This is a genomic window from Stutzerimonas sp. LR2 (assembly GCF_055755175.1).
In genome coordinates, this window is sequence record NZ_JBVTRR010000068.1 from 1 (window position 1) to 763 (window position 763).

General features: G+C 44.4%; 1 protein-coding gene. It reads left to right on the plus strand.

What is annotated here, in order from left to right; genetic code table 11:
* Positions 1-293, plus strand: a 293-nt coding sequence (locus ACVRRC_RS22080) for a hypothetical protein (protein ID WP_472997589.1), incomplete at its 5' end; no start/stop codon positions are given.
* Positions 294-763 lie beyond the last annotated feature (470 nt).

Below are 763 nucleotides of genomic sequence, written 5' to 3' on the forward strand. Positions count from 1 at the left end.
GCGGTGAAAGAGGTGAAAACGCCAAAAATGCCATTTCTCATTTGTACGGAACTGTCAAAGACAAAGACAATACCCCGGAACAAATGGAATACGCTCGCATTCAAACCTTCCACGCTGTCACCCTCGCAACAGGTGGTGAATACGTGAACGGCAGACTTGAAGGCGGCGACCAGCAGTTGGCGATGGCGATTATTGGCAAGGTAGAATCCACGAAAAGCAATATGCATCGCACTGATGCACATGTTGTTAAAGAATCTGTCGAGTCAATCATGTCAGATCACACTAAGAAATAAAGCTAGCAGTCAATACACAAAAGCCTCCAATCGGAGGCTTTTTTTGGGACTTATACAAATTTAACCGATAACTAGCATGTAAGCTGCTGGAATACTAAGCAACAACCAAAACATGCAGAGTGCAATGTCTCTTTGGATCCCTGGCGGATTGGGGGGGGACTTTTTCGTTCTTAATGGAACTCTGTGAACCACAATAGGAGGCAGATAGGCTACGCCGTGTGCGCCGAATGTACTCATGTTCAACTCCAAAATCTCAGTAAAAGAAAAGCACCTCGTTTTGCTGCCCTTCTTTCTTGCCCGTATACACCATTGATTTATGGTTGCTCAATGGCGTCTCTATGTGTTGATTCTCTCACACTTCTTTCCAGCGACGAAATTTTCAGTGAAGCGCCTACTACCAATGCCTGCCATCTCTACAAGGTGATTACGAATGATAACCCTTTTTAGGAAAAATTGGTTTTCAAAAACGG